The 25,055-nt window shown below is 58.3% G+C and carries 17 protein-coding genes and 3 rRNA genes; 10 read left to right on the forward strand and 10 right to left on the reverse strand.

The features are described 5' to 3' along the window. Positions 1-258 precede the first annotated feature (258 nt). The 3 genes from ET524_RS09955 to ET524_RS09965 all read right to left on the reverse strand — a co-directional run bounded on the left by ET524_RS09955 (position 259) and on the right by ET524_RS09965 (position 2,435). Positions 259-1,356 (reverse strand): isocitrate/isopropylmalate dehydrogenase family protein, encoded by a 1,098-nt coding sequence (locus ET524_RS09955; RefSeq protein ID WP_129425470.1) that lies wholly within the window; start codon positions 1,354-1,356, stop codon positions 259-261. Between the two features lie 140 nt (positions 1,357-1,496). Continuing rightward, positions 1,497-2,105, reverse strand: a complete 609-nt coding sequence (locus ET524_RS09960; protein ID WP_129425472.1) for a hypothetical protein — start codon at positions 2,103-2,105, stop codon at positions 1,497-1,499. A gap of 18 nt (positions 2,106-2,123) precedes the next feature. Then, entirely contained in the window at positions 2,124-2,435 is a 312-nt protein-coding gene (locus ET524_RS09965) for a hypothetical protein (RefSeq protein WP_129425474.1), read from the reverse strand. A gap of 186 nt (positions 2,436-2,621) precedes the next feature. Between ET524_RS09965 and ET524_RS09970 the strand changes: the two genes are divergently transcribed. From ET524_RS09970 to ET524_RS09980, 4 genes are read left to right on the forward strand one after another with little or no spacing between them, the layout of a single operon-like run. Continuing rightward, positions 2,622-3,266: a molybdopterin-binding domain-containing protein gene (locus ET524_RS09970; RefSeq protein ID WP_129425476.1), complete on the forward strand. Its 645-nt coding sequence runs from the start codon at positions 2,622-2,624 to the stop codon at positions 3,264-3,266. Beyond that, a complete protein-coding gene (locus ET524_RS11830; RefSeq protein ID WP_201738778.1) occupies positions 3,245-3,466 on the forward strand; it encodes a 4Fe-4S dicluster domain-containing protein in 222 nt (73 codons plus the stop codon). Before ET524_RS09970 ends, ET524_RS11830 begins: the two co-directional genes overlap by 22 nt. Continuing rightward, positions 3,463-3,876, forward strand: a complete 414-nt coding sequence (locus ET524_RS09975; protein WP_201738779.1) for a 4Fe-4S dicluster domain-containing protein — start codon at positions 3,463-3,465, stop codon at positions 3,874-3,876. The genes ET524_RS11830 and ET524_RS09975 overlap by 4 nt, the downstream gene beginning before the upstream one ends. Positions 3,877-3,915: 39 nt before the next feature. Next, complete coding sequence (locus ET524_RS09980) at positions 3,916-4,782, forward strand: dimethyl sulfoxide reductase anchor subunit family protein (protein WP_129425478.1); 867 nt, start codon at positions 3,916-3,918, stop codon at positions 4,780-4,782. A gap of 434 nt (positions 4,783-5,216) precedes the next feature. Here ET524_RS09980 and glf read toward each other — a convergent pair whose 3' ends face one another. From glf to ET524_RS10000, 4 genes are all read right to left on the reverse strand, one after another. Continuing rightward, on the reverse strand, positions 5,217-6,353 hold the full coding sequence (gene glf / locus ET524_RS09985) for a UDP-galactopyranose mutase (protein ID WP_129425480.1): 1,137 nt from the start codon (positions 6,351-6,353) through the stop codon (positions 5,217-5,219). A 632-nt stretch (positions 6,354-6,985) separates the two neighbouring features. Further along, positions 6,986-7,100, reverse strand: a 5S ribosomal RNA gene (gene rrf, locus ET524_RS09990). Positions 7,101-7,224: 124 nt separating this feature from the next. Further along, positions 7,225-10,203 (reverse strand): 23S ribosomal RNA (locus ET524_RS09995). A 287-nt stretch (positions 10,204-10,490) separates the two neighbouring features. Next, positions 10,491-12,003: ribosomal RNA gene (locus tag ET524_RS10000) — 16S ribosomal RNA — on the reverse strand. The 16S, 23S and 5S rRNA genes sit together here, the layout of an rRNA operon. Before the next feature lie 2,280 nt (positions 12,004-14,283). On the opposite strand from ET524_RS10000, the gene ET524_RS10005 reads away from it, so the two are divergent. Both ET524_RS10005 and ET524_RS10010 read left to right on the forward strand, forming a co-directional pair. Further along, positions 14,284-15,285, forward strand: a complete 1,002-nt coding sequence (locus ET524_RS10005; protein ID WP_129425483.1) for a ParA family protein — start codon at positions 14,284-14,286, stop codon at positions 15,283-15,285. Continuing rightward, entirely contained in the window at positions 15,278-16,339 is a 1,062-nt protein-coding gene (locus ET524_RS10010) for a ParB/RepB/Spo0J family partition protein (RefSeq protein ID WP_129425485.1), read from the forward strand. The genes ET524_RS10005 and ET524_RS10010 overlap by 8 nt, the downstream gene beginning before the upstream one ends. On the opposite strand, the gene ET524_RS10015 is transcribed toward ET524_RS10010, so the two are convergent. Continuing rightward, positions 16,328-17,914 carry a helix-turn-helix domain-containing protein gene (locus ET524_RS10015; protein WP_129425487.1) on the reverse strand — a complete coding sequence of 529 codons (1,587 nt, stop codon included), beginning with the start codon at positions 17,912-17,914 and terminating at the stop codon, positions 16,328-16,330. The two genes, ET524_RS10010 and ET524_RS10015, sit on opposite strands and share 12 nt — an antisense overlap. A gap of 617 nt (positions 17,915-18,531) precedes the next feature. On the opposite strand from ET524_RS10015, the gene upp reads away from it, so the two are divergent. The 3 genes from upp to ET524_RS11615 all read left to right on the forward strand — a co-directional run bounded on the left by upp (position 18,532) and on the right by ET524_RS11615 (position 21,530). Then, the gene (upp, locus tag ET524_RS10020) at positions 18,532-19,182 is read left to right on the forward strand and encodes a uracil phosphoribosyltransferase (RefSeq protein ID WP_129425489.1); all 651 of its coding nucleotides are present in this window, start codon (positions 18,532-18,534) and stop codon (positions 19,180-19,182) included. A gap of 89 nt (positions 19,183-19,271) precedes the next feature. Next, the gene (locus tag ET524_RS10025; RefSeq protein WP_129425491.1) at positions 19,272-20,207 is read left to right on the forward strand and encodes a gamma-glutamyl-gamma-aminobutyrate hydrolase family protein; all 936 of its coding nucleotides are present in this window, start codon (positions 19,272-19,274) and stop codon (positions 20,205-20,207) included. 63 nt (positions 20,208-20,270) lie between these two features. Beyond that, positions 20,271-21,530 carry an MnmA/TRMU family protein gene (locus tag ET524_RS11615; protein WP_161566692.1) on the forward strand — a complete coding sequence of 420 codons (1,260 nt, stop codon included), beginning with the start codon at positions 20,271-20,273 and terminating at the stop codon, positions 21,528-21,530. A gap of 246 nt (positions 21,531-21,776) precedes the next feature. Here ET524_RS11615 and ET524_RS10035 read toward each other — a convergent pair whose 3' ends face one another. Next, the gene (locus ET524_RS10035; RefSeq protein WP_129425493.1) at positions 21,777-22,943 is read right to left on the reverse strand and encodes a 3-phosphoglycerate dehydrogenase family protein; all 1,167 of its coding nucleotides are present in this window, start codon (positions 22,941-22,943) and stop codon (positions 21,777-21,779) included. A gap of 486 nt (positions 22,944-23,429) precedes the next feature. Between ET524_RS10035 and ET524_RS10040 the strand changes: the two genes are divergently transcribed. Next, positions 23,430-24,230 (forward strand): putative ABC transporter permease, encoded by an 801-nt coding sequence (locus ET524_RS10040; RefSeq protein WP_161566693.1) that lies wholly within the window; start codon positions 23,430-23,432, stop codon positions 24,228-24,230. A 181-nt stretch (positions 24,231-24,411) separates the two neighbouring features. On the opposite strand, the gene ET524_RS10045 is transcribed toward ET524_RS10040, so the two are convergent. Continuing rightward, positions 24,412-25,053 (reverse strand): TetR/AcrR family transcriptional regulator, encoded by a 642-nt coding sequence (locus tag ET524_RS10045; RefSeq protein ID WP_129425497.1) that lies wholly within the window; start codon positions 25,051-25,053, stop codon positions 24,412-24,414. Positions 25,054-25,055 lie beyond the last annotated feature (2 nt).

Below are 25,055 nucleotides of genomic sequence, written 5' to 3' on the forward strand. Positions count from 1 at the left end.
TTGAAGCGCCGATGCGCTTCCATCGTGTCGTTGCAAAATAGGGAAGGGCCGGGATGAATCCAAAAAGCGAAGTCGAGAATCGCACCGGTTGAGCAGATCGCATCGGGGCACGGCCTTCACCGGCCAAGCTTCGCCCCTTGCGCCCTATTAGCCCGAAACCCGTCCTCGCGACCAGGATTGCTTCTGCAGCCCCGTCCCTTCAAACGAAAGAGGGAAGGCCGCACCCCAACGACGCGTAGCCTTCCCTCGCCTATGCCCTTACGCCTGCGCCTTGATGGCCGCCACAAGCGCGTCGGTGAACTCGGTGCAGCTTGCGGCCGGGGCGCTGCTGCCCGTCGCCTTGCGGATGTCGCCCGTCAGCACGGTGCCGTCGGCGTACACCGCGCGCACGCCGCGGCGGATGCGCTCGGCAATTTCCAGTTCGCCCAGGTGATCAAGCATCATGGCTGCCGACATGATCTCTGCCGTGGGGTTGGCCTTGTTCTGGCCCGCAATGTCGGGCGCCGAACCGTGCACGGCCTCGAACACGGCATATTCCTTGCCGATGTTCGCGCCCGGGGCAATGCCCAGGCCGCCCACCAGGCCCGCTGCCAGGTCGCTGGCAATGTCGCCGTACAGGTTCGGGAACACCACCACGTCGAACTGGGCCGGGTCGATGACCATGTTCATGCAGAACGCGTCGATGATGCGATCGTCGAACTCAACCTTGCCCTCGTACTCCTTGGCCACTTCGCGCGCCACGCGCAGGAACAAGCCATCGGAATACTTCATGATATTGGCCTTGTGAGCAGCCGTAACCTTCTTACGGCCATGCTTGACCGCGTAGTCGAACGCATAGCGCACGATGTTCTGCGTAGCCGTGATGGAGATGGGCTTGATAGAGATGCCCGAGTCGGGGCGAATGACGCCCGCGCCTTCATCGGCGCAGAACTGGATGAGCTTGCCCGCAGCCTCGGATCCCTCTTCAAACTCCACGCCCGCGTACAGGTCCTCTGAGTTTTCGCGCACGATGGTCAGGTCCACGTCATCGTATCGCCCACCGGCACCCGGCAGCGAAACCACGGGGCGCAGGCACACGTACAGATCAAGCGTTTTGCGCAGCGCAACGTTCACGCTGCGGAAACCCGTTCCCACCGGCGTGGTGCACGGGCCCTTGATGGCAACCTTATTGCGCTTGACGGCCTCAACCGTCTCATCAGGCAACGGCGTGCCCGTCTTCTCGGCGCATGCCGCGCCCGCTTCAGCAACTTCCCACGCGATATCCGCGCCAGCCGCCTCGACGACGCGCTGCATAGCCGCCGACGTCTCAAGGCCAATACCGTCGCCCGGAATCAGCGTAACCGTATGCTGTGCCATTGCCACTCCTTCCAGCAGCCATATTCGAGCCGGCGAAAGCCGACCCCTGCTTGCATTCGAACTAACCCCCGCAGACACTTGCGGACGGTTCGAAACAAACAGGCTGCGCCGAAAAGCGGTGCAGCCTGAGGTTTCCAAGGCTATTTTCCTTGCGCGTTGTCAATGATGGTTTGCGCCTTGCGTTTCAGCGCGCCCTTGCCATTATGCGCATCGAACGACATTCTCTCAACGAGCTGTTCCTTAACGCGCTCCGAAAGCTTGCCAGTGGCGAATTCGGCAACGGCGTTCAGCATGTCGTTGAACTCCACGTCGCCGTGATAGCACTGGATGGCCTCGTCGATAAGCGGCCACACGTGCTCGGAACGCTTTTCGGTGGTTGCACCATATGCGCAGAAGAAGCGCATGGCGGCCAGGCGGACAAAGCCGCTTTCCTCGTCGAACAGCGCCGTTTCCGCACCGGGCAGCGCCTTGTCCGTGCAGCGCGATTCCTGCGCAACCAGCGCAGTCAGCACGTCCAAGCACTCCCAACGCGTCTGGGCCTCGGGGCGGTTAAGCGCGTCGATGACGTCCCCTGCGCAGGGCACCAGCAAAGCCGGGCTTACCTTCGCGATGAACGCAAGCGAGCTTGCCGCATTTTGGCGGTTGCGGCGGGAAGAATCGCCCAGCTGCGCAACCAGCTTCTTGAATTTGTCTTCGTTGTTCAGCGCTTCGCGCGCCACGAATTCGTTAACATCCATGCTACCGGCCATGGCCTATCCTCCATTTACCTAGTATTTTCCAAAATCATTATACCTGGTCATATGCACAACACGGGAACTTCCCGCAGAATAAACACGGCAGCAAACTAGGTATTGAAGGAATTCGCTCGGCTCAAGCCCGGCGCCGTCTTCGCCGTGCACCCCATCGATCCCAACGCCCATAAGCTCGCTCAGCTTCGCCTCGGGAAGCACGAACATGTACGCCACCGACACCAACGCCGCAGCAACAAGCCCTGCCGCAATAAACGACGCCTGCCCCAGGTTGTCGAAATACTGCCCCGGCACCGACCACGCCCTGGCGCTGGCCTGGGAAAAGATCATCCTCGACGAAAAGCTTTACGACGAGCTGTACATCAAGCGCTGGACGAACGCGCCCATGCTGGTGGGGGGGGAGGACATGGGGCCTTCGGGCGACTACCTCATCGACAACTCCGGCGGCGGCATCAACGTGAAAACGAAGCTGCTCAAGGAAAGCGACCTGGTGACGGCGGCATCTACGCGCGCTTCATGGTATACGACCAGGCGAAAGCCGCTGCAGGCAAAACCGGCAACGACGCGCTGTCCTACCTTGACGCCGACACCACCCAATGGGAAGGCGAAAACAAGGTGCCGCCCATGCTCGACCAGTGCGAATACCTGGAAGAATACGGCGGCCACCGGCCTCCCACCTCAACATTCGACTCCATCGGCCCGGCACTTACCGGCTCGTTCCAGGTAACGCTGAAAGACAGCTCCACCCACACCGTCCGCCCCGTGTGGTCCTACCTGCTCGATTCCGTGAAGGAATGCACGTGCGAATGGGCGGCCAACATCACCGGCGTTAACGCGGAGCTTATCCGCGAGGCGTGCCTGGCTTGGGCCACGCGCCCCGAAGGCCAGCGCTGGGGCAACGGAGGCATCCATTTCCAGCTTGCAACCGACCAGGTTGGCGACGTGGTGCAGCGCATCCGCACGCTGCTGCACCTGTGCCACCTCACCGGCAACGTCGACACGCCCGCCGGCAACCGCGGCCCCACCCGCGCCCCGTCGCTGGGCGCAGAAGGCGCCGGCCCGCTTGGCCCTTACTGGGAAGTCACCGACATGACGAATGGCTGCCCGATTACGACATCAGAAAGGAGGCGTAACGCACCGTGTCCCATTACTCGATCATGACCGACCTCAACCGCTGCGTCGGTTGCCTATCCTGCTCGGTGGCATGCAAAACCGTGAACAACGTGCCTATCGGCAGCTTCTGGATCAAGGTGCTGCGCGTCGGCCCGAATAAATGTGGCGATTACCAGGGAAAACGCCCGAATAACGAAACGTATTTCCTGCCCATGCAATGCCGCATTGCAAAGACCCCGAATGCGTGAAGGTGCGTCCCACCGAAGCTTCGCACATCGCAGCCGACGGTACCATCCAAATTGACAAGTCGAAGTGCATCGGCTGCCAGTTCTACGTCATGGCCTGCCCTTATAACGTGCGCTACCTCAACGAGGATGAACGCGTTGTCGAGAAATGCACGCTCTGCACGCAGAAAACCGCCCAGGGTGAGCTTCCCCAATGCGTCGCGCAATGCGGCGGGCGAGCCTGCTTCTTCGGCGACCTGGACGAAGGCATCGACAACTTCGAATGCCCCGCGAACCCTACGAAGCAGGGCAAAGGCGTTTCGTACGACGACGTGCCCAACGCGCGCCAGAAATACAGCGACATCGCCAAGCCCTACGACGCTTCCGATATGCAACACCTGCCGAACGTGGGCAACAACCCGAAGTTCCTCTAAGTGCTGCGCGGGCGCACCTGGCAAGGAAAGGAGTAACCCATGGAATTGCAGTGGCCCCTCATTCTGTTCACCACGTTCATTTCCGCAAGTGCCGGGCTTTTCGCCGCTCAAGGTTGCTACGCGCTTGCCGGTGAAGGCCGCAAGGCTCAGCTGCCGGCGCTTATCACCAGCGTCGTCATCATGGCCATCGGTGGCATCGCGGTGTTTTTCCACCTCACGCACCCCGACCGGCTGTTCAACGGGTTCGGCCATATCACCAGCGGTATCACGCAAGAGCTCATCGCCATTGTCTCAACGTTTGTGGTGATGGCCATCTTCTTCGTGTACCTACGGCGCAGCGAGGAAAACCCGCCGAAATGGCTTGCTTGGATTGCTGTTCTTGTTTCCCTGGTGCTGGTTGTTGTCATGGGACATTCGTACATGATGCCCGCACGCCCCACTTGGGACAGCGTGCTGCAGCCGCTTTCGCTTATCGGTAGCGGCTTCGCCATGGGCATCGGCATCTTTGCCGCACTTGACGCAATGCGCTCGCAATCTGCTGCAACGTGCAGCGGTATCCTCGCACTTGCTTCAAGCGGACTTGGCGCTCTTACCACCATTTGCTATGCAATCGCTATGTCTACCCGCGAAAACACGTTCGTCTCCATGGGGTATCGCTACGATCCAACCCGCCCGACGCACGCGCTCGTCGATGCCGCCAACTATTCGGCATTCTCCGGCGGGTCGCTGTCGTTGACAATAGCCGCAATCGTACTCGCCCTCGCAGCATTCGCCTGCGCATTCTGGGGCAAGAAATCCACGAAATGGAGCATTGCCGGCCGGCTCATCGTAGTCTGCTCGTGCGCAAGCGCCATCCTGCTTCACATGGTCTTCTACACCACCGGCGGCAGCGTCTTCGCCTTCTAGCCTCAATCCAAGCCCGAAAGGCCAATCTACAGAGGTGCGTCCCACCTATCGTCACAGCCCAGAAGAAAGAGATGCACCCCTAGCCTCAACAATCATTCAACGATCAAAGGCACCCGCCCTTGGGCGGGTGCCCCCAACAACCTCAGCAATCGATTTGACTCCAGGTCAAACGCTTTCTCGCTCCACGTTGCTCGACCATCCGCAATTACCAATTGTCAAATGACCTTTTATCGCGCCACCTGCTCCCCATCCCCCTTGCTAACACGCAGGTGACTCGACAAAAGGTCATTTCCAAACACCAATACTTCAGAAACCCCGCTATTCCCTTTACGGCAGTTTACGCAAAAAGGCCCGCACAACCGTGCGGGCCTTTTGACAACTTCAACCAGCAAACAAGCTCAAGCTCTTAAAATAGCATCCCTTAGACGACGTCACTAGGCGCGCAAATCAATACCCAATTCGTCTTTCACCAGGTCGAACGCGGCGTCAATCGCCTTGTCCATATCATAATACTTATAGCCGCCCAAACGACCAGCGAACACCACATTGCCCTCTTGTTTGGCCAGCTGTTCGTACTCCGCATACAGCTTCGAGTTGCGCTCGTCGTTGATCGGGTAGTACGGCTCATCGCCGGGCTTCCAGTCGGCCGGATACTCACGAGTAATCACCGAAACCGGAGACTCCTGCTTCTCAAAATGCTTGTGCTCGATGATACGAGTGTAAGGCACTTCGCGCTCAGTGTAGTTCACCACAGCGTTGCCCTGCCAGTTCTCGCACTCAACCGTCTCAGTTTCGAAACGAAGGCTGCGATACTCAAGCGTGCCCAACTTGAAGTCGAAGTACTCATCAATGGGACCACAGTAAATCGTGCGGTCGGCGATATCGGGGTTCTGTTCTTTGAACTCGCGATATTCCGTAGACAGCTGAATCTCCGCATCGCCGAACATGCGCCGGACCATCGTCGTATAGCCGCCCATAGGAACGCCCTGCCAACGGTCGTTGAAGTAGTTGTTATCGTACGTCAGACGCACAGGCAGGCGTTTGATGATATCAGCGGGAAGCTCGGTGCAGCTGCGACCCCACTGCTTCTCGGTATAGCCCTTGACCAGCTTCACATACACGTCGCGACCGATAAGCGAGAGCGCCTGCTCCTCAAGGTTGGCCGGCTCCCCATTGCCAATAAGCTCAGCAGCTTCGGCTTTCTGGCGCTCGATAATCTCGACGGCCTCGGCAGGAGTCCGGATGCCCCACATCTTCGAAAACGTATTCATATTGAAGGGCAAGTTGTAGAGCTCATCCTTGTACACAGCCACGGGGCTGTTCACGTAGTTATTAAACTCAGCGAATTGGTTCACATAATCCCAAACAGGACGAAGCGAGGTATGGAAGATGTGCGCACCATAACGATGCACATTGATACCCTCAACCTCTTCCGTGTAAATGTTACCCGCGATATGGTCGCGACGATCAATGATAAGGCAAGACTTACCGAGCTTAGCAGCTTCATGAACAAACACAGCGGAAGAAATGCCCGCGCCGACAACCAGATAATCATAATGGGACTGCTTCATGCTACTCCCTTCAACAGCTTACATATGTCAATACCGAAATGTTACCAGATAGCCAAATGTCAAGCCGCACCCCAAACCATATACCACCGACACAACAGAGACCAACTGGAGAAAACAAGTTATCCAGCCAAATTAGGAAGTAAAACAGGGAAACGACAACGGAGAAGGTCCTTAAAGATCAATCAGCGAATCAGGAAAGTACAAGATACTCCATACTTGCCGGACGAATGAAAAGAAGACGCGAAGCAATGTGCGCCACAATGAAACAAGGAGAGACACAGCCACCCACCGCCGCGAAGCGCGCAAGTTCGCAACCTGCCAAGAGGTACGGCGCTCCGCGGTTTCGCGCTTCGCATTCCAACGGCGTCCGCAAATCGCATTCCGGCGACGTACCTTGTCGATGCAGAGAGCAGCCGAAAGAGCATGCGCCCCCCTGAACGAGGAAAGGCCCCGCATGCAGGAAACGGCGCCCCCGAACGCAGAACGAGCCCGCGCGCAGCAGGCCCCCGAGCGCGGAAGGAGCAAGTGCGCATAGACGCCCTAAAACGCAAGAAGGGCCCGCGGGGGGATAGTCTCCCCCGCGGGCCCTGCCGGCCTCTCGGCCGCTCGCGCGCATAGAAAAGCGCCCTCCGCGAGCGCGACGCCCTGCCCTCCCGCAGCCTTGCGCTGCAGTACTCTCGGCGAAGGCGGGCTTAACTGCCGGGTTCGGGATGGGACCGGGTGATCCCCGCCTCTGTGGTCGCGCTCGCGGGGGGCGCTCCCCCGCGGCTCATGGATATGAGCCTGCCCGGGTCCCCTTCCGGGGCGACCCTGGCGGCCGTGCAGCGAAGGAAGCTGCCCGCACATCGACGCCTCGCAAAATCCCTTACGAGGATGCGAAGAGCTCGGGCTATCAGCAGCGCTCGGCTGAGCGGGTCGCCCCGCTTGCACCTGCGCCCTGTCGACCGGGTGTTCTACCCGGGCCCTTACCGGAAAGTGGACTCATCTCGGAGACGGCTTCCCGCTTAGATGCCTTCAGCGGTTATCCGTGCCGGGCGTAGCTAGGCGGCCGTGCCGTTGGTCGACAACCGCTGCACCAGAGGCCCGTCCACCCCGGTCCTCTCGTACTAGGGGCAGACCTCCTCAATCCACTTGCGCCTGCGGAGGATAGGGACCGAACTGTCTCACGACGTTCTGAACCCAGCTCGCGTACCGCTTTAAACGGCGAACAGCCGTACCCTTGGGACCGACTTCAGCCCCAGGATGCGATGAGCCGACATCGAGGTGCCAAACCTTGCCGTCGATGTGGACTCTTGGGCAAGATCAGCCTGTTATCCCCGGAGTACCTTTTATCCGTTGAGCGACGGCCGTTCCACTCTGTGCCGCCGGATCACTAGAGCCTGCTTTCGCACCTGCTCGGCCCGTCCGCCTCGCAGTCAAGCTGGCTTGCACTCTTGCGCTCTCGGGACGGTTGCCGACCGTCCTGAGCCAACCTTTGCGCGCCTCCGTTACTCTTTAGGAGGCGACCGCCCCAGTCAAACTACCCGCCTGGCACGGTCCGCGGCCCCGGTCAGGGCGCCGCGTTAGGCCGCCGGAACGGAGGGGGCAGTATTCCAAGGGCGGCTCCGCCGGGGCTGGCGCCCCGGTTTCGATGCCTCCTGCCTATCCTCTACGCGCCGAGCCAACGGCCAATGCCAAGCTGCAGTGAAGGTTCACGGGGTCTTTCCGTCCTTCCGCAGGTAATTCGCATCTTCACGAATAGTGCAATTTCACCGGGTCCATGGTCGAGACAGCGCCCAAGTCGTTACGCCGTTCGTGCAGGTCGGAACTTACCCGACAAGGAATTTCGCTACCTTAGGACCGTTATAGTTACGGCCGCCGTTTACCGGGGCTTGGCTTCAGCGCTTCGCACGAGTGCTAACGCATCCGCGTAACCTTCCGGCACCGGGCAGGCGTCAGACCCTATACTTCCCCTCGCGGGTTGGCAGAGTCCTGTGTTTTTGGTAAACAGTCGCTTGGGCCGTTTCGCTGCGGCCGCCCAGGGCTCGGGGAGCGTGTCCCTCCACCCCGGGCGGCGCTCCTTCTCCCGAAGTTACGGAGCGGTTATGCCGAGTTCCTTGACCATGGTTCCCCCGATCGCCTCGGTATGCTCTACCCGCCCACCTGTGTCGGTTTTGGTACGGGCGCCTCTGTCCCTGCCTAGGGGTTTTTCCAGGGAGCGTGGGCTCCGCAGCTTCGCCATGCGGCTTCGTCTCGCGTCTCGGCCTTTCCTGCAGGGCGGGTTTGCCTGCCCTGCGGCCTACGCGCTTTCACGGGGGCGTCCAGAACCCCGCCTGCGTACCCTTCTCCGTCGCCCCGTCGGTCTGAATAGCGGTCCAGAGGCGGTACAGGAATGTCCGCCTGTTGCGCATCGGCTACGCCTTCCGGCCTCGCCTTAGCTCCCGACTGACCCTGGGAGGATTAGCCTTCCCCAGGAAACCTTGGGCTTACGGCGGCGGCGTTTCCCGCGCCGCTCTCGTTACTCATGCCAGCATCCTCACTCCCCTGCGCTCCACCGTCGGTCGCCCTCCGGCTTCTCCGCCCAGGGGAAGCTCCCCTACCAATGTGTCTACATTCCGCCGCTTCGGCGCGTCGCTTAGCCCCGTGAATTGTCGGCGCGCCCCCACTCGACCAGTGAGCTGTTACGCACTCTTTGAATGCATGGCTGCTTCTAAGCCAACATCCTGGTTGTCTGGGCAGGGGCACATCCTTTGCCACTCAGCGACGACTTGGGGGCCTTAGCGGGCGGTCTGGGCTGTTTCCCTCTCGAGCACACAGCTTAGCCCACATGCTCTGACTCCCGGCCTTTCCGTCCCGTCGGCATTCGGAGTTTGGTCGGCATCGGTAGGCGGTGAGGCCCCCTCCTCCGTCCAGTGCTCTACCGCCGCGGGAAAACGGCCGGGGCTAGCCCTAAAGCTATTTCGGGGAGAACGAGATATCTCCGGGTTTGATTGGCCTTTCACCCCTACCCACGGGTCATCCCCTCCGTTTTCAACCGAAGTGGGTTCGGCCCTCCACGGGGTCTTACCCCCGCTTCAGCCTGCCCATGGGTAGCTCACCCGGCTTCGCGTCCACCGCGCGCGACTACGTCGCCCGCTTAAAGACTCGCTTTCGCTGCGGCTCGCTTCTATAGCTTAACCTCGCCGCGCGCGGTGACTCGCTGGCTCATTCTACAAAAGGCACGCCGTCACAGCGCGATGGCTGCTCCGGCTGCTCGTGGGCGCGAGGTTTCAGGCGCTGTTTCACTCCCCTCTCGGGGTGCTTTTCACCTTTCCCTCGCGGTACTGGTTCGCTATCGGTCGCGGGAGAGTGTTCAGCCTTGGAGGGTGGTCCCCCCTGCTTCGCGCGGGGTTTCACGTGCCCCGCGCTACTCTGGGAATCGGGAACCCGCTGCCTGCGCCTCTTCGGGTACGGGGCTCTCACCCTGTTCCGCCGGCCTTCCCAGGCCGTTCCCCTGAGGGGCAGGTTTATGACAGCGGGAGGGGGGTGCGGCCCCCTCGCGTCCCGCCCAGCAACCCCGGCGCGGAAGCGCCCGCACGCTGTGACACGCGCGCCGGTTTGGGCTGGCCCGGTTTCGCTCGCCGCTACTCCCGGGATCTCGGTTGATTTCTCTTCCTCGGGGTACTTAGATGTTTCAGTTCCCCCGGTTGCCTCCTGGCGCCCTATTTGATTCAGGCGCCGGTAGCGGGGCATTGCCCCCGCTGGGTTCCCCCATTCGGGAATCCCGGGATCGAAGGCCGTTTGCGCCTCCCCCGGGCTTATCGCAGCTTGCCGCGCCCTTCGTCGACTTCCCGCGCCAAGGCATCCGCCTCGCGCCCTTAACATCTTCCATCCAAGGGATCCTGACTGAATTAGTACAGGTCGTTCAAATCGATAGAGAATACCAGATGAATGATCGTTGCGATCGTGAAGAATCCGAATCGTCTTAATTGGATCGATTCTAAATAATTCGTTCTCGGGGGCCGGGGGGATTGCCCCGGCCCCGCGTCGTTGTGCTTTCGCTTCGCTTCGCTGTTCGGCTGTCAAGGTGCCTCGGGGCGGGAGCCCCGGGAGCCGGATGCTGGATGGAAGAGACTTCCAGTGAGGCAGCGATTCTCTTGATTGGTCGAATCTCCCTAGAAAGGAGGTGATCCAGCCGCACCTTCCGGTACGGCTACCTTGTTACGACTTCACCCCCCTCACCCTCCACACCTTCGACGCCTCCGCCCCCCGGAGGGGTTCGGCCGGCGGCTTCGGGTGCAGACGACTCGGGTGGTGTGACGGGCGGTGTGTACAAGGCCCGGGAACGTATTCACCGCGGCGTGCTGATCCGCGATTACTAGCAACTCCGGCTTCACGGAGGCGGGTTGCAGCCTCCGATCCGAACTGGGGCCGGCTTTGCGGGATCCGCTCCCCCTCGCGGGGTGGCAACCCTCTGTACCGGCCATTGTAGCACGTGTGCGGCCCAGGGCATAAGGGGCATGATGACTTGACGTCGTCCCCGCCTTCCTCCGGCTTGACGCCGGCGGTCCCCCGCGAGTCCCCAACTGAATGCTGGCAACACGGGGCAGGGGTTGCGCTCGTTGCGGGACTTAACCCAACACCTCACGGCACGAGCTGACGACAGCCATGCACCACCTGTCACCGCTCCTTCCGGCCACGGCGTCTCCGCCGCTTCACGGTGATGTCAAGCCCTGGTAAGGTTCTTCGCGTTGCTTCGAATTAAGCCACATGCTCCGCTGCTTGTGCGGGCCCCCGTCAATTCCTTTGAGTTTTAGCCTTGCGGCCGTACTCCCCAGGCGGGGCGCTTAACGCGTTGGCTGCGGCGCGGAAGATGTTATCCCCCACACCTAGCGCCCATCGTTTACGGCTGGGACTACCAGGGTATCTAATCCTGTTCGCTCCCCCAGCTTTCGCGCCTCAGCGTCAGTTTCGGCCCAGAGAGCTGCCTTCGCCGTCGGTGTTCCTCCCGATATCTGCGCATTCCACCGCTACACCGGGAATTCCGCTCTCCCCTACCGCACTCGAGAGCGCCAGTTCGGGACCCGGCCGGGGGTTGAGCCCTCGGGTTAGAGGTCCCGCTTAGCGCTCCGCCTACGCGCGCTTTACGCCCAATGAATCCGGATAACGCTCGCCCCATACGTATTACCGCGGCTGCTGGCACGTATTTAGCCGGGGCTTCTTCTGCGGGTACCCTCGTTGAAGTGTTCCCCGCTGAAAGCGGTTTACGACGCGGACGCCTTCGTCCCGCACGCGGCGTTGCTGCGTCAGGGTTGCCCCCATTGCGCAAAATTCCCCACTGCTGCCTCCCGTAGGAGTCTGGGCCGTATCTCAGTCCCAATGTGGCCGGTCGGTCTCTCAACCCGGCTACCCGTCGTCGGCACGGTGGGCCTCTGCCCCGCCGTCTACCTGATGGGCCGCGACCCCATCCCCCGCCGCCAAGGCTTTCCCGGCCAGGACATGCGTCCTTGCCGGAGTACCAGGTATTAATCCCCCTTTCGGGGGGCTGTCCCTGGGCGGGGGGCAGGTCGGTCACGTGTTACTCACCCGTTCGCCGCTTCATGTCCGCCCGGAGGCGGTTTCATCGCTCGACTTGCATGTGTTAGGCACGCCGCCAGCGTTCATCCTGAGCCAGGATCAAACTCTCCGTTGAAGAAGAGCGGGGCCGGTCTCCCGTCCCCGCGATCTTTGGCATAAAAAGAAAAACTTTAAAAGAAATTGTAAATCCGGGGCAGGCGGGCTCAAAGTAGGTAGGCCCTGCCTGCGCTGGCTTCACTGGCTATTGTGATCGTCTCTTGTCCAGTATCCGGTTCTCAAGGTTCCCGCCTGCGGGGGTGCTCCCCGCGGCTTTCCCTTCGGAGCAGGCCCGCTTTCGCTTGCCGCCCCTCAAGGCGAGGATGTACTTTACGCCTCCCCCGCCGGCTTGGCAAGCCCCCATCTTCGAGATGCTGGGTTCTACACATTTTGCACACATTCTGATATTCTACGAACATCTGTTTGTGTTTCTTGAATTTCAAGTTCATCGCATCTGATCTCTTAGATGCTCTTGTTTGATGCTTAGCTCATTCGCTCTTGTTCCTCATCCGTTGCTATCTGAGTTCTTTTGCATTCAACCTTGCTTGTCTTTTCAGACGTCACTGATTTCAATCCTTATACCTTCAGTGCTATTTTCTTTTGCAGCTTAGCTACTGCTACTTTTCTGTTCCTGCTTTTAATCTGCCTCCCCGTCTCCCACTCTTACCTTCTTTCACTCTTCGTTTTTGAGCTGTCTATTGTAATTAGCGTTTCTTCTATGAGCCGATTCGGCCGACTGCCACAACGTCTATATACTTCTATATATTTCTATATATAGATGTCTGCTTTCTCTGTCGACTACAGCAGAAGACTCGTTTTCTGAAATCTTTCTCGCTGCGCCCCAAATATCTAGGTGTTCATTATTTCGTCAACTAATTTTGAAGGCGCTTCTTAATGCGTGGGTAAATAGAATTGTAATCTCCTTATGGCATCTGTCCTTGTCTGCATGCAATCTTTTATCCTCTGCGTCTACTTGCAAATTTGATTTTGCTCTTGCCATATATCCGCTTCTATATTTCCACTCATGATTGCGTTTCTATTCGCGTAGTTACCTCTTTGCATGCAACTCGCCATACTTGCGCCTGCTGACACTGCTTTATTGCTACCCAATACTTGCTTCAAGTTTGTCCACACATCTCATCTGGTTCTGCTGAGCATTATTGTTTTTGAATCATTTCTTGTATTCATATATTTGCCATTCGGATTTTTCCCATATAGGCATTCTTGGTCTTTACGAAATTATCTTATGTAATCCTGCTGTATGGTGTCTTCTGAGTCATGCTGTGTCATATATTGTATTTCGGATTTGGTTTCATTTTGATGTTTGAATTTTCTTAATCCTATTTCTAAAGCAATATTTTGCAGTCTGTTTCTCTATCGTCTTTGCTGCTGTTTGCTTCGTTCTTCAAAATCCTTACTGTGCAGTCGCTGCACAGTAAGGATTTCCTGAATCCCCATATCACTTAGACCTGCGACACAAACAGCAGCAATTGAACTAATCAACATGATGCAGTCACCAAACTGATTGTGAACTTCCACTGAATTGAAAAAGCCTGAATCGAGTGGCTTCAAATATCTATTCAGCAATCAATCTAATACCATTCATCTAATCAAGTTCAAAGTGAATGAAACGCTGCTTGTAGCCGACAATCAATTGGACTTGCTCAACCAAGCCAAGTGAGTGATTTCGTCAACGTGGGTTAGTGGGTTATTTCGCTGATGACCGTTAGTGCTTGCTCGAGTCGATTCATCACTTATAAACAAGCACTCATAGGGATTTGATTGAGTAACTACCACAACTTTACTTGTCTTAAAGATGCATTAGTGAAACTAAAATGCAGTTGCAACTACGGATTCGCGCAGCTGCAACAGTATCTCCAACAATCAAACTAATCTAGACATGCATCCCGACAGATACATACCTATGGCAAAAGATAGAGCAGCAGTAAAAGATGCTCGCTGCGCATCAATCTGAGGACATTGAATTAGTCGATGTATGGATTCCGGCTAAGCTGCACAACTGGTTTCTCCTTTCCAGAATCATTACTGTGCAGTCGCTGCACAGTAATGATTCTGGAAAGGAGAAACTGGGTGCGACGAACTTAGGGCAAGCTCGGTCGGCTTATGGGGTCCAAGGAGATGAGGCCTGTCGACATATAGTTACAGGGTGAAATGCCATACTGTTCTTAGGAGAGTTTTAACAAATAGTTTGTGAAGTGAGCCATTAATTATTATATATTCATTGTTACTAAAGACACCGTTTGTTAGAATATCTACTGTGCAGCGACTGCACAGTAGATAGAATTTAGACGTACGTTTGTTCGTGTACAACCCCTTTCCATATAAGACAGGAGCCTTGATGGCCGGAAGAACCAAAGCACGTGGCGGAGAGAAGCAGCAGCAGTCTCTTTCGCTAGGACGCGAAACCGTCGAAGAGCTAGAAAAGGAAGCAGAGCGTAGAGGCCTCAACAAGTCTCAACTTGCCGACTTACTGCTAAACGGTCAGCTTACTCAATCGGCGGATAAACCGACGATCATTTCGATTATGAGTTACAAAGGCGGCGTGGCCAAAACCACTACCAGCACATGTCTTGCCGTTTGTCTTTCGGAACTGGGATATAAAGTACTGGTTATCGACATGGACGGTCAGGGCAACGTGAGCCAGAGCCTTCGCGTGTACGACCCGCGCTCCGAAGAGGCTTGCATTGCCGATGTATTGTATCAGACCTCCCCGAACTCGCCGCGCCTGACGCTGCGCGAAGTAATGAGGACAACCGAGTACGAGAACGTGTACTGCGTGCCTTCGAACTTCCGATTCGCAGATGCGGACACGCGCTTGAAAGCAGAAATTGCTGGCGGCGTGGATACCCGACTTCGCTATGCGATTGAAGATCTTATCAGCGAAACTGCAAAAGCAGGCGAACGTAAGTTCGATTACATCATCATCGACTGCGGTCCTCGCTTGGACATGACTACGACGAACGCGATTGTGGCACTTGAGGCAGGCAATAACGCTTCGCACATCATCATCCCGATTAAGGTCGACGGCTTCGCCATTGCCGGCCTGTCTCAGACGATCGATACCATCAACCGCACAGCAAAGGAGCGCCGTCGCCTTCCGCAGCATTGGAAAATCTTGCAAACGATGATCGAACGCAATACTTCCGCGTATAAATATGGTTGCCAGATGCTGAAAGAAGCGATTCCGAATGCTGAATACTTCAACACGAAAATCGAGAAGAGCACCGTGGTACCCGAAGCAAGCTTGGCAATGGAACCGCTCATTACGTACGACCCCAACAGCAAACCAGCCATTTCGTATCGACTGCTGGCTCAAGAAATCGAGGCCATGAATGCCTAGGAAGAAACTGCAAGCTGCCATGAAAAGCGGCGGGGGAGCCGTGGCAAACGTGATTCCTCGACACGAAAAGCTAACCGATGAGCAAATGCGCTTGGCCGCGTTCGAAGCTCGCGATAATCAGGAAACGTCTATCACCGATAAAATGGCGAACGACAACCGTCGCAATACGCTGCTGGCGGAAATGGGCTTTGACTGGTTCGACATCAATAGCCTGACGCCGAATCCTAACAACAGCTACACCATCACCGATGAAGACGTGAAAAACCTTGCGGGCTTGATCTGGAACAGCAAGGAAATAGAACCGCTGATTCTTCGCGAAACCGAAGACGGCATTCAGATCATCGATGGCGAGCGTCGCTGGAGAGCCTGTAAACTGCTGGCAGAGAAGTACGGCGATGCATGGCGAATGGTGCCCGGACGCTGCCATAAAATGGGAGCGATTTCCGACGAGCAGGCCAACTTCATCATGCATTCCAGCAACATAGGCCAGCGCAACATAAAGCCGTCGGAACGCGCCCAAGGCTTCAAAGTACTGGCTGACAAGCTGGTCGAATGGCGTAAAGAGGACCCGGCGCTGAAAGGCGTGAATACTAAGACGTACCTAGCGGAGCACTTCGGAGTATCGGAAAGAACCGCACAGGTGCTGCTGAACATCGCAAGGAACCTCTCAAAAGAAGGAAACGACCTTCTTGACGCGGGGAGCATCACGCAAACGCAAGCAGAGGCGCTGTCAAAACTGCCGAGTGTAAAGCAAGATGCCGTAGTAAACGCAATGCGAGAAGAGAACCTTACGCCGGACGAAATTACCACGCTTATCGAAGCGACCAAAAAGGCTGAAACGGAAACGGAACCCCAACCGGTAAGTGAGATTACGCGAACGATCAAAGCCGAGCCGCAAAACAAGGAGTCAAAGCCGGCAAAAGATATCAACGGGTATCTGAAAAGCGCGAGAAACGCATTGCGCAAGGCAGAAAGCGCTGAAGGCGAAGCAGACTTCAGGCTTATCGGCGAGATAAAGGCTTCCATCAGAAACATCGAAAAGTCACTGGAGTAAGCGGCAATAGTAAAGGCAATAAAACCGCCAACGTTTACGATAAAGAAGAGCATGCCAAGACAAAGCCCTCTGGAAACTGACAAGAATCAGTGGAAAGAGGGTTTTTGTCACTTTGAAGTACCTGACAACAGAAGGAGAACCAGAGGTTAAACCGATGGAATCCCCAAGCTTCAGGGCGAGGGAGATAGATGGCAGAACAGAGCACTTCAAAGACTCGTATGACAAAAAATTGCAAAGTATATCGTGTTTCTTGTTGTAGCGATTCATTGAAATGATGTTATATGATCTTGTACGTTTTCTTGTTACGGTTTGCCCTGCAGCCTTGAGGACGGAAGCAACGGTTCGAGGGGAGCAACCTACAGAATTTGCAATCTGGGCATGGGTGTATCCTTCCTGCCTGAGAGACAGAATCATGTGATTACGTGTTTGTTTGCGTTGTGCAGTGAGTTGCTTTTGCTCCTTTCGTTCGAGGGAACGCTTCGATTCGAAGAAGTTGAGGTCAACAAGTTCTTGAGGAGTAAGGGCAAGAAGCTCAGTTAAACGCTGAGCCCCAATGAGGTAGTAGCCTTTTTCGCCTCGAACGTTGGTGACTTCGTCAACGGAAGCGATAACGCCTGCAAGTTCTTTTTGATCCAGCGGCTTGATGAACTGGTTATTGAAAGTCTTGAGACGAGTTTTCGCTTCGTCGCGCATATAGATTTGCACCGCCGTGTTGTAGAACACGAACGACATGAGCTCGCGCGTGCCCTCGCAGTCGTAGTTGCGGTATTTCTGCAGTTCGATGAGTTTGCCGAGCCGGCTCATGAGCATCGGCTGGAAACGCATGATGCTTGCAGGACGCGCAAATGAAGCGCGCAAGGACTGGGTTTTCATTTGAGTATTCGACTGGGCGAAACGGTACAGACTCGAGAGGCTGTAGAACACGTCTGCGTGTTGCACGAGCGAGGCGAACTGGCCGGCTTTTGCGTTGAACGTACCGGGGATGCGCGAAACACGCGAAACATCGAACGTTGCGCGATCGACTTCGAGTCCCTCAACAGGGGAAACGATGCGTTCGAGCGTATCGGCCAGGCCGGATTGCACGAGTTCGAACAGGTGAACGGCCTTCTGGTTGATAGAGCCGCTTTCGAATCGGTACGGCACAGAGCGCTCAAGCACGAAGAAGAGCTGCACGCCACGGCCGGAATTGATGGTCATGGTTGGCTGGGGAAGCAGGTGCGCTTCGACAGCTTGTTGCAGCACGTTGAGCGCATGGTGCACCGTTGCGTGCGTGCGTGCAGCATCCTGGTTGTGGCAATCGAGGTCGAAGAACAACGCGTTCAGCTGTCTGACCTGGTGAGATTTGCGGCAGCACGAAGTGAACCCGTTGTGGGTCATGTAGTAGCTTGCCCGCGGGTTGAAGCCCAAAGCGGGAAGCGAATCTTTTTTCACAGCGGTATCGGTCCAGGTTCCGTTGGCGCAAGACGACACGACGTAATAGCTGTTGCGGTCGTCATGGGTGATGAGCCGGTAAAAGGTTTCCCACTCGGATTCCTGAATCGACGATGCCGCTGCGCTCGATTGCTGTCGAGACATGCTGCACCCTAAGCAGAGGCGGAAAGCCCCTGCTCCTCGTCGAAGTTATTTCGTTTTCGACAATGAAAAAAAGAGTGCAAAAACAAGAACGCCTTGTGAGCGCCTGTTCAAAGTGATAAAATATCAACTGTGAGTGAGTGGTCGATACATGATCACTTAGGCAGCCCCCAGTTGGCGCTGGGGGCTTCTTTTTTTTCTTTTGTCTGTTCACGGCTTGGGCATGTTGGCGCATGCTTGTGCCGCTTGTAACGCGTTCAGTCTATAACAAAAAACAGTGAAGTGTCCACTGGTTTTTGTTAGAAATACGGGGACGGCAGCGCGATTGCTACGAGACATTGCGAATAGAGCGCAGCGGCGAGAAGGTTGAGCCGCGCTCAAAACCGCTTCTTCACCAGGTAAAACGTCAATAATTGTTTTGTGTTGGGATGTCGCGTTGCTGAGGTAGCGGGCGGCATTTGGAAATTTGGGAAATGTGTTGCCGCTGGCAGGCTAATGAGGGTTGACCGCCCAGCTGCCAAGGGGAATGGCGTATTATGGTGAGTTACGGAATATGGCGGGCGAAGCGGAGGTTGCTATATGGTTCGTCCGCTGCGGCAAGGCCCGAGAGGAGTCTTTTCATGGATGATTTGCGATTGACCGATGAGCGCTTGTGCGTGCTCGATCACCCGCTTGTTGAGCATAAACTTTCAATTATGCGCGACGAAAACACCACGCCCTCGCAGTTTCGCCAGATGGTGCACGAGATTTCGATAATTGAGGTGTTCGAGGCGACGCGCGATTTGCCGACGGAGCCGGTTGAGGTGAAGACGCCGCTGCAGACCATGACGGGCAAGCATGTTCCGAGCAACCTGCTTGCGGTGGTGCCGATTCTTCGCGCGGGCATGGGCATGCTTGACGGCGTGCTTTCCGTGATTCCCTCGGCGGCGGTTGGCGTGCTGGGCATGGAGCGCAACGAGGAGACGCATCAGCCGCGCGAGTATTACGCGAAGATGCCGAAGGGCATCGAGAATCGCTCGGTGTTTTTGATTGACCCGATGCTGGCAACGGGCGGCAGCGCGTTGGCGGCCATTCACTACCTGCGCAAACAGGGCGTGAAGGATATTCGCCTGCTTGTGCTGGTGGCGGCGCCCGAGGGTGTTCGCGCGGTGCTTGCCGACGACCCGGAGGTTCGCATTTGGACGTGCGCGCTTGACGAGGGCCTGAACGACCAGGCGTACATTTTGCCGGGTCTTGGCGACGCGGGCGACCGCATTTTCGGAACGGTGTAATAAAGGTGCGCGGCTGTTTTCGCTGGAGAACGGCCGCGTTTGATTTGAAGCGTTTGGTTTGAGACGAGCGAAAAAGGCGAAGGGGCGTGATGAGCGTGTTTGGTGCGCATCGTCCGGTCAGCATAGAGGATATTGCCACGAAGGCGATGGGCGAAACGCGGCCCGTGATCGGGATTGTTCCGACGTACGACCCGAACGAAGGCGTGCTTCGCATGAACAACCACTATGCGCAGGCGGTTGTTGCGGCCGGCGGCGCCCCCTTGATCATCCCGTTCACCAGCGACGTGAGCGTGTACGAATCGCTGCTGCCGCGCATCGACGGGTTCGTGCTGTCGGGCGGGCAGGACATCAGTCCCGTTCGCTATGGCGGGGACATTACGTACGGCAAGCTGTCGGAGTTGACGCCGGAGCGCGAAGAGGTGGAGTACCTGCTGCTGAGCTATGCGTACCAGTTCGACTTCCCGCTTCTGGGCATTTGCCGCGGCATGCAGATGATCAACGTGTTCTTTGGGGGCACGCTGTACCTTGACCTGGAGGAACAGTTCGACGGCATGAGCGCGCTTGATGATGTTCCGGATGCGAGCGAGGGCGTGCGGACGCCGGCCGGCGGGCGCGTGAACCACTGGCAGACGGTGGAGTATGGGCACCCGACGCACACGGTGTCGATTATGCGGTCGAGCAAGCTGGGCGAGATTCTGGGTGTGGACCATGCGTCGGTGAACTCTATGCATCATCAGGGTGTTCGCACGCTGTCTGCCAATTTGTCGGCTGCGGCATATGGGCCCGATGGGCTTGTGGAGGGCGTCGAGGCGCGCGATTGCCGGTTTTTGATGGGCGTGCAGTGGCACCCCGAGTATTTTGTCGAGGACGGCGGGCATATGGCGCCGCTGTTCCGCGCGCTGATCAACGAGGCGAAGAACGTGCGCTGCCGCGAGGGGCGCTGCCACGATTGCCTGCGCATCGACCGCGAAGAGTGCGATGCGAACGCAATCTGGCCGGTGGTGAAGTTCGCCGATTATATTTAGGGTTGGTGCTCAATAGGGCCCGCTGCTTAGCGGATTGCCGAGGGCATGAAGGAGAAATCCCTGATGGAAAGCAAGAAACGTGAGCGCGTGCTCGTTGCGATGAGCGGCGGGGTGGATAGCTCTGTGGCTGCGCTGCTGCTGCGCGATGCGGGCTTTGACGCCTGCGGCGTGACGATGAAGCTGTTCGACAACGAGGTTGCCGGCGCCGGCGGTGCGTGCGTGGTGGGCGAGAGCACGTGCTGCAGCCAAAGCGACGTTGAGGATGCGCGGCAGGTGGCCTTTGGCCTGGGGCTGGAGCACTTCACGTTCAATTTCACGGGCACGTTCGGTCGCGAGGTGATCGACCGGTTTTGCGATGCGTATCTGGGTGGACGGACGCCGAATCCGTGCATCGACTGCAACCGGTATCTGAAGTTTGCGGCGCTGCAGCAACGGCGTGCGCAGCTGGGGTACGACTATGTTGCGACGGGGCATTATGCGCGCCGGGCGTATAACGAGGCGACGGGGCGCTACGAGTTGCGGCGCGGGCTGGATGCGGCGAAAGACCAGAGCTACGTGCTGTACCACCTGACGCAAGACGATTTGGCGCACATTTTGTTTCCGCTGGGTGAATTGACGAAGCCGCAGGTCAGAGAGCTGGCGGAGCGGCATGCGTTCGGGAATGCGCATAAGGCGGAAAGCCAGGACATCTGTTTTGTGCCCGATGGGGATTACGCGTCGTTTATTGCGCGGTATTTGGGCGTCGAGGGTGCTGCGGCGGATGCGCAGAGCGATTCGGGCCGCGAAGGGGCGGAGTTGCGCGGCGGCGCGGATGTTTGCTGCGGGCGTGGCGTTGACGTTGACGTTGATGTTGCGGCGAACGGTGCGGCGCGGGCCGGGGATGCTTGCGTGCCGGAAGCGTTTTTGCCGGGCGACATTGTTGATGCGAGCGGCAAGGTGCTGGGGCGGCATCGCGGGCTGATCCATTACACGATTGGGCAGCGCAAGGGCATTGGGGTTGCCGCGCCCGAGCCGCTGTATGTGATTGCGAAGGATGCGGCGGCAAACGCGCTGGTCGTGGGGCCGCGCAACGAGCTTGGCGTGCACGAGGTGTTTGCGCGGGACGTGAACTTGATTTCCGTTGCCACGTTGGATGAGCCGATGCGGGTGACGGCGAAAACGCACTATCGCCAGAAGGCGCAGCCGGGGCAGGCCGTGGTTGAGGACGGCGTGCTGAAGGTGCGGTTCGACGAGCCGGTTGCGCGGCCTGCGGCGGGGCAGTCGCTTGTGCTATATGACGGCGACGTTGTGGTTGGCGGCGGAACGATCGAAGGCGCGCGATAGGCCGCCTCGCCAGGTGCCGGTTGTGGGCAGGTTTGGACGGGCGTGAAATTGATTTGCTTGGCTCCTTGCGTTTTCGACCTGCTGTTTTGCATCGAGGCGGTTGAACGGTGGGGCGAAAACCGCTCACAACCGATGGGGTGGTGGCAGAATCGTGGAGGAAAAACGCCGTAACCGCCCACAACGAAAGGGAGGGGCGCGGTTTGTTGAGAACCGTGCCCCTCCCTTTCTTTGCTGTGGGTTGATTTGCTATTTCACGATGCGGACGCGGTGGACGCCTTCGATGGCGGCGAGCTTTGCGGTGAGCTCGCCGGTTGCGGGGGCGTTCAGGTCGAGCATGGTGTAGGCGGCGTTGCCGCGCGCCTTGTTCGTGAGGTTGTCGATGTTGGCGCCGACCTCGCCGAACACGCCGGTGATTTGGCTGAGCATGTCGGGGACGTTCGCGTGCAGAACTGCAACGCGGCCACCTTCGGCGGGCGCGGGGCCCATGTCGCAAGCGGGGTAGTTCACCGAGTTCTTGATGTTGCCGTTTTCCAGGTAGTCCTTGATTTGGCGGGCAGCCATGATGGCGCAGTTGTCCTCGGCTTCGGCGGTGCTGGCACCGAGGTGCGGCAGGACAAGCGTGTTGGTCATGGCCATGACCTCGGGCGTTGCGAAGTCGGTGACGTACGTTGCCACGCGGCCGGCGGCAAGCGCCTCGGTCATGGCAGCGTTGTCGACGAGCGTGTCGCGGCTGAAGTTCAGCACGGCGCAGCCGGGTTTGGCGACCTCGAGCTCGTGCGCGCCGATCATGCCGCGCGTGGAATCCATGGCCGGCACGTGGATGGTAACGTAGTCGCTGCGGTGCAGCACGTCGTCGAGGTTTGTGACGTGCTCGACGGCCGGGGACAGGCGCCACGCCGCCTCGGCGGAAACGTAGGGGTCGTAGCCGAGGACGTTCATGCCCAGGTCAATGGCGGCGTTGGCCACCAGTGCGCCGATGGCGCCCAAGCCGATGACGCCGAGTGTTTTGCCGAAGACCTCGTGGCCGGCGAACGCCTTCTTCGCTTTTTCGGCATCTTTGCCGATGGTGGGAGAATCGGCGTGGTCGCGGCACCAGGCGGCGCCATCGATGATGCCGCGGCTTGCCAGCAGCATGCCGCACAGCACCAGCTCCTTCACGGCGTTTGCGTTGGCGCCGGGCGTGTTGAACACGACGATGCCGGCTTCGGCGCAGGTGTCGAGCGGGATGTTGTTCACGCCCGCGCCGGCGCGCGCGATGGCGAGCAGGTCTTCGGGCAGCTGCATGTCGTGCATGGCGGCGCTGCGCACGAGGATGCCTTGCGCGCGGGAAATGTCGTCGGTGAGTTCGTAATCGGCGCCGAGCAGGTCGGTTCCCTTGGCGGAGATGTTGTTCAGGCAATGAATGTAGTGCACGATACCCCCTTCGGTATTCGAGCGGCTGGCCGCGTGCGGCGGGTTGCCGAGCAGGGCCGAAGGGCTGCGGCGCTGGGCGGTTCCGGCGGCAAGCTGCGCTTAGCTACTAAGTCAATGGATATGGTGGACTTTACTGCTAGTGCGCGTCAACGGTTGTGCGGTGGCCGGGCGATTTGCGGCGGGTTCGGTAGCAATTGAGAGATCTTTGCGACGAGCCGCGAATGAAGCTGACCGGTTTGTACTGGCTAAGACGCGCGGATTGACTTGATGGTGCGGGCGGGGTTGCGCGGGGCTTGATGCGTTCGCCGAAGAGTTGGAGCCGCGGGTGGGGCAGCTGGCGAAGGCGCAGGGTGAATGGGGCTGCGCGTATTGCGCGAGGCGGGCTGCCGAGATGACAGGTTGTTGACTAAAGGCGGCTTCGGGCGCTTGTTTGTTCCCTGTGTGCGATAATGGGCACCTGGGGAGGAAATAATGGGAAAACACGCCATGTTTCATAGAAAAGATTTCGGAACGGCAGAAGAGGCTCGCGTGTTCGCATCGGGTGCTTCCGCGGGTGATGCGGTTTGCGCCATAAGCGAAGACGCCGAGGTTTCCTACGATGCGCGGGCTTCGGCGCGCGAAGCGACGGCTCCTGAGGCCATCAAGCTTGACCTGTACCACCTGGTGTGGATTTTCACCGTGTGCTGCGTGGTGGGGCTGATTGGCGAAACCGTTGTGAGCTATTTCGTCGATGGACGTTGGGAAGATCGCGCGGGCTTTCTGTGGGGGCCGTTCAGCCCCATTTACGGCGTCGGCGGCGTTTTGATGACCGTGACGCTGTCGCGCTTGTCCGAGGCGCGCGGCGGTGTGCTGTTCGGCGTGGCCGCCCTGGTGGGCGCGGGATTTGAGTGGTTTGCTGGATGGTTTTGGGAGAACGCGTTTGGCATTGTGGCCTGGGATTACTCGAGCCAACCGTTCAATTTGGGCGGGCACACGTGCCTGGGAATGGCCCTGGTGTGGGGCGCAGCGGGCGTGGCCTGGATGAAGCTTGTGCTGCCGGTGCTGCAGCGTGCGGCGGACGTGGTGCCGGTTTCGTGGCGCGGCGTTTTCGCTTGGGGGCTGCTGGCGTTTTTCCTGGTTGACACGGCTATGACATTTTTAGCGTTCGACTGTTGGATGAACCGGCTGGCGGGGGTGGAGCCTGCCGGGCCGGTGCAGCTGTTCTTCGCCGACCATTACGGCAACGCGGTGATGGAAGGCAGATTCCAGACGATGTCGATGTATCCGGTTTTGGCGAATTTCCGCTGATTGTTCCTGATGGGTGTCGAAAGCGCGACCTGGGCGACGAGCCCGGGTCGCGCTTTTTGCTTTGCGGAGATTTGGGAGTTGCGATGAGGGGGCGGGGCTGATGCTGCCAAGGTAATGGGGCGCAGATCCCCTTTGCCCTTGGCGGCATCAGCCCCGCCCCTGCGTGTGCCCTGCAGTTGGGTTAGCGCTTCGCGTTGAGACGGGAGACGCGGCGGGTGGCGTGGATCCTTTCGAGGATGATGCTGCGCGGGACGCCTTGCGCGTTGCCGATCTGCTCGAGCAGAAACGCGGAGTTGCGCGCAAGAAAGCCGTTGAGCGCGTCGGGCGAGGTTTGCGCGGACGCGCGCATGGTCTCGTTGGCGATAAGGCCGATGATGCCGCTGGTGGTGTACTCGATGATGAACAGCGTTTCGGGCTTGAGGCTTTCGCCTTCGGCGCATAGGATGGCGGTCCACGTTTGGCGCACAAGGCGCTTGATCTGCGTTGACGGCACGTCGAGGCCGCCGCGGTCGATGAGCAGGCTGAGGCGCTGCATGCGCTGCTGGACCAGCTCGATTGCCGTGATGGAGCCGGGCGCGCCGGTGATGAGGTCGAAAATGCCCGGCAGCAGCGCTTGGGAGTTGAATTCGACTTCAATGGCGCGCGCGGTCAGGTCGTCGATGTCGCGGAAATGGTAGTAGAACGTGCCGCGGTTGAGCTCGGCGCTTTTCGTGATGGCGCTGATGGTGATGTCGGTGAGCCGGTGGTCTTCAAGGCAAGCCCAGAAGGCATCGATGAGCTTTGCGTTGGCGGAGGCGTGCTCGCTTTTCCGTGGTCTTGCCATGG

The sequence above is a fragment of the Senegalimassilia faecalis genome, assembly GCF_004135645.1.
GTDB classification, from domain to species: Bacteria; Actinomycetota; Coriobacteriia; order Coriobacteriales; family Eggerthellaceae; genus Senegalimassilia; species Senegalimassilia faecalis.